The sequence below is a fragment of the Salipiger sp. HF18 genome, assembly GCF_011806505.1.
In the GTDB taxonomy this organism is placed as follows: Bacteria; Pseudomonadota; Alphaproteobacteria; order Rhodobacterales; family Rhodobacteraceae; genus Salipiger; species Salipiger thiooxidans.
The window spans coordinates 1-6,614 of record NZ_JAATOS010000218.1; the positions used below are offsets into that span (position 1 = coordinate 1).

General features: G+C 68.9%; 7 protein-coding genes. 1 reads left to right on the top strand and 6 read right to left on the bottom strand.

Features of this window, described 5'->3' with window-relative positions; genetic code table 11:
- Positions 1–157: 157 nt before the first annotated feature.
- Together HC022_RS16345 and HC022_RS16350 are read right to left on the bottom strand one after the other, a co-directional pair.
- Positions 158–1,255, bottom strand: a complete 1,098-nt coding sequence (locus HC022_RS16345) for a transporter substrate-binding domain-containing protein (protein ID WP_167453136.1) — start codon at positions 1,253–1,255, stop codon at positions 158–160.
- 19 nt (positions 1,256–1,274) lie between these two features.
- Positions 1,275–2,981 carry a hypothetical protein gene (locus HC022_RS16350; protein ID WP_167453137.1) on the bottom strand — a complete coding sequence of 569 codons (1,707 nt, stop codon included), beginning with the start codon at positions 2,979–2,981 and terminating at the stop codon, positions 1,275–1,277.
- Between the two features lie 327 nt (positions 2,982–3,308).
- Here HC022_RS16350 and HC022_RS16355 point away from each other — a divergent pair, with 327 nt between their 5' ends.
- Entirely contained in the window at positions 3,309–4,043 is a 735-nt protein-coding gene (locus HC022_RS16355; protein WP_167453138.1) for a glutamine amidotransferase, read from the top strand.
- Between the two features lie 152 nt (positions 4,044–4,195).
- Here HC022_RS16355 and HC022_RS16360 read toward each other — a convergent pair whose 3' ends face one another.
- From HC022_RS16360 to HC022_RS16375, 4 genes are all read right to left on the bottom strand, one after another.
- The gene (locus HC022_RS16360; protein ID WP_167453139.1) at positions 4,196–4,510 is read right to left on the bottom strand and encodes a hypothetical protein; all 315 of its coding nucleotides are present in this window, start codon (positions 4,508–4,510) and stop codon (positions 4,196–4,198) included.
- Positions 4,511–4,517: 7 nt separating this feature from the next.
- Positions 4,518–4,940: a helix-turn-helix domain-containing protein gene (locus HC022_RS16365; RefSeq protein ID WP_167453140.1), complete on the bottom strand. Its 423-nt coding sequence runs from the start codon at positions 4,938–4,940 to the stop codon at positions 4,518–4,520.
- 116 nt (positions 4,941–5,056) lie between these two features.
- A complete protein-coding gene (locus tag HC022_RS16370; RefSeq protein WP_167453141.1) occupies positions 5,057–5,560 on the bottom strand; it encodes a hypothetical protein in 504 nt (167 codons plus the stop codon).
- Between the two features lie 68 nt (positions 5,561–5,628).
- Positions 5,629–6,614: SLC13 family permease (locus HC022_RS16375; protein ID WP_175583613.1), on the bottom strand; the 986-nt coding region annotated here is incomplete at its 5' end.

Here is a 6,614-nt window from a genome sequence, read left to right on the forward strand (position 1 = left end):
CCATTTGGAATGGCCGGCCATGGATGCCTCTTGCCTTGCTATGCTTGGAATTGGAGGCTCATTACCCCATGCGATGGAGGGCTGGCAAGCCTGCGGGCCGAGAGAGGCCCCCGGCACGCCCCGGCAGGCGGTTTGCAGGCGGCGGGTGGACGGCGGGTCACTCGGCCCCGGCCACCACGCTCCAGAGGAAGATGTCGAGCGACTGCGAGATCCGCGAGCGGTCGAAATTGTCGGCGAAGCTGCGCACGAGGATCGAGTCGTAGCCCTTGTGGATCTCGATGGAGAGCTGGCGCAGAAAGGCGAGCGCAAGCCGGTCGCTGCGGTCCAACTCCTCCGAGATATGCACGAAGATACCGTAGCGTTCCTCGGAGAAGACCTGCGGATCGACCCGGGCGGTGCAGTCCCGGAATTCGGTCTCGCGGATCGCAGCGATGGCGCGCGACACGATCTCGAGATCGCCGACGGAATAGTAGATCTCGCCGCTGCAGAGCGCCCGCGCCAGCGTCCGGTGGTCGGGATAGCTGCGCACCGCCACCGCCGCCGACGGGTCGGTCAGCGCCGGGTCGGGGTTGGTGTAGGGGGCGAGGGTCTCGGGGTCCCTGCCGAACTTCTCCGCCGCCGCGGCGCAGCGGGTAAGGTCGTTGGCCTCGCTCTCGCTGAGCACGACCTTGTCCACGTCGGGGTGACGCTGCACCACCTCCGAGAAGGTTTCGCCGAAACCGAACTGGTCGGCCATCAGCTTCACCGCGCGCGGTGCCGTGGTGCCATTGACCACGCCCACCACCGGCCCGACACAGGGCCAGTGCGCCACCCATTGCCGCTCGCTGACCTGCGCGCGCCCCACACCCGAAAGATAGACCGGCGGCGAGACGTAGACATTCTCTCCGGCGAGCCGCTCGCGGGTGATGGTGGCGGGATCGCAGAGGATGTCGATGCGGCCCGCGCGCAGCTCCTCGAAACGGTCGGGGGCATCCACCGCGAGGTACTCGACGGTGAAGGTCTCGCGCTTGCGCAGCTCCTCCAGCGCGCCGGTGCAGACGTTGACCATGTAGCCGGTGAAGACCATGTCTCCCTGCCCTGAGGGTGCATCCACCGTCATTCGCCCCTCGGTCCGGCGCGGCCCGAGATAGGCGAAGGGCGGCGCGTCGCTGCGCACCCCCACGATCAGGTCGGCCTGCGCCCGGGCGCGGACGCCCGGCAGGCAGAGCAGCACGGCGGCGAAGAGCGCAACGGCAAGGCTTCGGCAGGGCATCATCGGGGCCTCTCGGATCGGCTCAGGTCTGACGGCCACGGAAGGGCTGGCCCACCGCGGTGAACACGCGCTTCATCGACTCGGTCTCGGCGAACTCGGCGGCGCTGGCGTAGAGCAGCAGGAAGATCGAGAAGGGCAGCGTCACCATGATCGTCATGTCGGCGCGCGTCACCAGCCCCGGGGGCGCGATGCCGAAGAGGCTCGCGGCGAGGTTGGCGACCATCCACAGGAAGGCCGAGAGCACCAGTGCCACCCCAAGCGTCACGAACCAGCGCAGCCGGTCGTGCTGATCCGCGAGGAACAGCAGCCCGCAAGCGCAGACGTAGGACATCAGGAAGATGCGCGGCAGCTGCTCCACCTCGGTGGCGAGAAAGGCGAGCCCCGCCCCCACCGCCTTGCTGCCCTCGCCCGCGAGGATGTGGCGGGCGACGCCGTCGGCACAGAGGCAGGTCACGAGGCCGTAAAGCACGCTGGCGCAGAGCGCCGGCCAGAAGGCGAGCTTGGCGTAATCCCAGAACGGGATCTGCGCGGTTTCGGGCCGTGGCCAGGCGCCCTGGTCGATGCGCAGGTGGCGGAACAGGATGGTGAGAAAGGCCAGCAGCACCAGCGCCGGCAGCAGCGGGATCAGCATGGCGGCGGCGACGACGCGGACCTCCTCGGCCTCGCCGAAGGCACCGACGCCGCTTGCGACCAGCGCGTATTTCTCGACCAGCACGTAGCTGAAGACGGCGCCGAAGATGCTTGCCAGCGTGATGTCGTGCAGCGACTGCGCGGTGCTCTCGCCCGCCACCTTCTCGATGATCTCGGCGGTGGGCGTGTCGCGCAGCGCCTCGGGGATGCGGCGCGAGCGGATGGCATAAAGCGCGAACAGGCACTGCATGGAGTCGGCCAGCGTCACCGCCTCGTCCTGCAGCTCCTGCAGCGCCTCGTCGTCGCTGTGCAGCTCGCTGATCTTGTTGGCAAGCTGGTTGTAGCGGGCCCGCAGGTCGTCGATGCGCGCGAGCGGCGCGTCGTCGTTGAAAAGCTGGCGGAAGGCCGAGCGCTGCGGCCCGATGATCGGCGCCTGAAGCAGGTCGATGCAGCGCAGCGAGCTCTCGATGCTCTGCACGGTGCCGCGCAGGATCGGGTTTGCGGGATGCGCCTCGAGCCGCTCGCAGAAGGCCTGGAGCAGCGGCATTTGCGCGTCCTCGCCGAAGTGGCCGTAGTTGAGCTCTTCCAGCGACTGCAGCACCCGGAAGATATTGCGCGGCACGCCTGCGAAGAAATAGGCGATGGCGCGGATCTTGCGCTCGATCACCTGGAAGGTGGGCGAGGTCGCCCCGAGCGTGATCGACATGGCAAGCCAGAACGGCAGCGCGGTGCTGTTGGTCAGCGCCCCCTGCGCCGCGCCGTCCTCGCCGCGGTTGACGATCGAGCGGGCGATGGTGCTGGCGCCGCCGCTCACGGTCTCGGCCTGGCTGCTGCCGGCGATGAAGGCGGTGACCAGCTCGGGCGACAGCAGCAGCACGGCGTAGAGCCCGATGAAGAATATCATGTAGATGAGAAGCCCGCGCCGGTGCTCGGAGCGGGTGGTGAGCGCCGACATGCGGACGTTCTCGAGCTCCTTGCGCGAGGTCTGGTTGTTCGACTTCAGATTGTCGACGGCATCGGCGGTGGTGTATTCCTTGTAGGCTTCGAAAAGCAGGATCACCGCGCCCAGGGCAATCGCCCAGATGGCATAGTTCTGCATGAGACCGGCTCGCTTGGCTGTGGCGTCCCCCGAACGCGTGAAAGGAGCTATGTCAGGTGACCGGGGTCACCAGGAGCACTTCTGGAACTCGGGATTGGGGCCGGGGCCAGCGGAGACGGTCACCGCGGCCGCGAGCAGCAGGGCAAGAAGACTGTGTTGCATGGGTTCGTTCTTCTAAATCAAAGGTCAAATCCGTAACGGGGAGAGTTTCCCCGAGAGTATATCTACCATAGGTAGCACAAATTCCCGAATCGCGCAACTTTCGCACCCCCGCCCGCGCCGTCCAGACTTTTTCTTTCGCGCGCGAAGGGCTACCTCGGGAAGATCATGAGCCGCTTCCTGATCCTCCAGCTGCGCCCCGAAACCGAGGCCAGCGACGACGAGTTCGAGGCCATCCTGCGCAAGGGCGGTCTCGCCAAGGAGGACGTGCACCGCCTCTGTCTCGACCGCGAGGATCTGCCGCCGGATCTCGATCCGCGCGATTATGCCGGGGTGATCGTCGGCGGCGGTCCCGGCTGCGTGTCCGATCCGCCCGAGAAGAAATCGCCGGTCGAGGCGCGGATCGAGGCGGCCTGCCTGTCGCTGATGCCCGCGATCACCCGCCATGACGTGCCCTATCTCGGCTGCTGCTACGGCATCGGCATCCTGGCCCATCACCTCGGCGCCGAGGTCGGCAAGGCGCGCTACGGCGAGCCGGTGGGCGCCGTCCCCTGCCGCGTCACCGAAGATGGCGCGCGCGATCCCCTGCTTGACGGGCTGCCCGAGCGCTTCGACGCCTTCGTCGGCCACAAGGAGGCGGTGCAGTCGCTGGCGCCGGGGCTCGTGCACCTGCTCGAGGGCGCGGCCTGTCCGTTCCAGATGATCCGCCACGGCACCAACGTCTACGCCACGCAGTTCCACCCCGAGGCCGATGCCGCGGGCTTCGAGACGCGCATCCGCATCTACCGCCACCGCGGCTATTTCGCGCCGGAAGAGGCGGAGGGTCTGATCGGAATGTGTCGCGAGGCCGAGGTCATCTGGCCCGAGCGGATCCTGCGCAACTTCGTGCAGCGCTTCCGCTGACAGCGGGGGCTGGCGACGGGGACGTGGGCGACGAAGGCCCGGGTCGCACAGGTCCAGGTGTCAGCTGCCCGGGCGTCGGAGGCTGACGTGACGGGGCCCGAGTGACGGAGGCCCGAGTGACGGAGGTCAACGTTGACCGTCCCCCGCGTGCCTCAGCCCGCGCAGGAGGTCTTTGCGACCTCCACCGCGATGCGCAGCAGCAGTGCCACGCCCGACACCACCACGACCCAGGCCGGCGGCTTCGACAGCGGGCCGTCGAGGAGCCCCGCCTTGATGCGCCCGCCAGCCTCGTCGAGGCTGGCGCGCGCCGCGATGTCCAGATCGCCCGACCGCGCCCGCGCCGCACGCAGGGCCCGCGCCTCGTGCCAGCGGGCGCGCAGCGGCACGCCCACGGTCCAGATCCCGCCGACGAGGAAACAGGCGATGAGCAGCCATCCGGCCACGTCCAGCGGTAGGGCGCAGATCATGCCCGGTTCAGCCCTCGGGCAGGCTCAGCGGCACGCCCCCGGCCTGCGACAGCGCGATCAGCGTCCAGAGCGCCGGGCCGGTGCCGCGCGCACCTGTGGCCAGCCGCGAGATCGTGCCGACGGCAACGCCGCTGCGCTTGGACAGCTCGTCCAGCGTCATGCCGCTGTGCTTCTGGATGTTGCGCACGATCTGCATGCCCATGAGCCGCGCCGTCTCCTTGGCGGCTCCGGCCTCGGCGCGACCGATGTCGCGCTCGCTCAGCACGCCCTCGAGCTCCGAGAGCAGCGCCGCCTCGGCGATGCGCGCCTGCTTCACCGGGTCGACGGCGCTTCCCGAAAGGGACTGCGCCGGCTCACCGAAGCCGTTGATGGCACCGTCGTCGGCCTCGGCCGCCACCGCGCCATGCGATTCGAAATCCGTATGTGCCATGTCCACCTCTCCTGATCGCATCCGTGGATTGACGTGTAAGTCAATATAGGCAGGTTTGACGTCAAAGTCAATTTTGCCAGAGCTCGTGCCCCACCCTGCCCCGCGTGGGCCCCGGATCAGCCCTGCTTGGGAAAGCGCGTGACCTCGCGCCAGAGCCGGTCGAAGCGCAGCGGATCGGCCCGCAGCGCCTCTACCGCGCCCTCGGCATCCTCGCGCATACCGCGCCAGAAGAAGCCCAGCCGCGTGCCCTTGGTCTCGGTGTAGAGCGCCGCCGCGCCCACCTGCAGGTCCGGGTAGAGCAGCGCCAGCGCGTAGGCCTCGGGGTCGCGCGAGCTTGCGGAGCTGCCGGGAGGCGCCGGCACCACGTGCTCGAACCGGCTCTGGATCGCGGCGACGTCAGGCAGATCACGCTGATCGAGCGCCGGGGCGGCCTTGGCGTCGGCGATACCGTGGCGGCGCAGCGCGTCCTCCGGGGTCAGCGGCGACAGCAGCCGCGAGAGCTGGCCGATGCGCTTGTGCAGGGTAAGCTCGGCCGGCGCCAGCTTGCGCGCCTCGCCGGGCAGCAGCCCGACCTTGTCGATGGGCTGGGCGTAGGACGACAGGACGAAGAGGGAAAACACGTCTGGGGCCTCGAAATTCCTGCGGCGGAGTTAAGCGGCCCGCGCGGGCCGCTGTCAATCGCCGCGCCCTAGAGCGGCCAGATCAGCGGGATCAGCAGCGACGAGAGAATGCCCACGGTGATGTTGAGCGGCACGCCGACCCGCAGGAAGTCCGAGAAGCGGTAGCCGCCCGGGCCATAGACCAGCGTGTTGGTCTGGTAGCCGATGGGCGTGGCGAAGCTGCAGGAGGCCGCCACCATCACCGCCACCACCAGCGGACGCGGGTCGATGCCGAGCGCGTTGGCGAGCGAGATCGCGATGGGCGTCACCACCACCGCCACGGCGTTGTTCGAGACCGCCTCGGTCAGCACCGAGGTCAGCACGAAGACCGCCCAGATCAGCAGCGGCCCCGGCAACACTTCCATAAACGGCGCCAGCGCGCCCACGATGAGCTCGACCGCGCCGGAATGCTCCAGCGCTGCGCCGATTGCCAGCATGGCGAAGATCAGCGCCAGCAGCTGGCCCTCGATGAACGAGAACGCCTCGTCGGCGTCGATGCAGCGCGCCAGCAGCACGACCGCGACGGCGACCACGGCAAGCGCCAGGATCGGGGCCACCCCGAGCGCGGCAAGCACGACGATCCCCGCCATGGCACCGATGGCGATGGGCGCATGGCCGCGCCGGAAGGCACGGGCCGAGGGGTGGGACACGTCCACCAGCTCCATCTCGTCCGCCAGCCGCTTGATGTCCTCGGGCGAGCCCTCGAGCAGCAGCGTGTCGCCCACGCGCACCACGAGATCGTCGAGCTTGCGACCGATGTTCTGGTTCCGACGGTGCACCGCCAGCGGGTAGACGCCGTAGCGCCGCCGCAGGCGCAGGGCGCCCAGCGAGCGGCCGACCATCTTGCAGCCGGGCGAGATCAGCACCTCGACCGTGGTGGTCTCGCGCGCCGAGATCTGGTCCACGCGTTTCAGCGACTTGTCGCGCTGCAGGCTGAGCAGCTCGGTCATCTGGGTGCGCAGCACGACGCGATCGCCGACCTCGAGCGTGACGCCCTGCAGCTCGCGCCGCAGCG

Excerpts from the sequence above, each read along its gene's own strand:
- HC022_RS16345 (WP_167453136.1), bottom strand. The coding sequence starts at position 1,255 with ATGATGCCCTGCCGAAGCCTTGCCGTTGCGCTCTTCGCCGCCGTGCTG.
- HC022_RS16350 (WP_167453137.1), bottom strand. The coding sequence starts at position 2,981 with ATGCAGAACTATGCCATCTGGGCGATTGCCCTGGGCGCGGTGATCCTG.
- HC022_RS16355 (WP_167453138.1), top strand. The coding sequence starts at position 3,309 with ATGAGCCGCTTCCTGATCCTCCAGCTGCGCCCCGAAACCGAGGCCAGC.
- HC022_RS16360 (WP_167453139.1), bottom strand. The coding sequence starts at position 4,510 with ATGATCTGCGCCCTACCGCTGGACGTGGCCGGATGGCTGCTCATCGCC.
- HC022_RS16365 (WP_167453140.1), bottom strand. The coding sequence starts at position 4,940 with ATGGCACATACGGATTTCGAATCGCATGGCGCGGTGGCGGCCGAGGCC.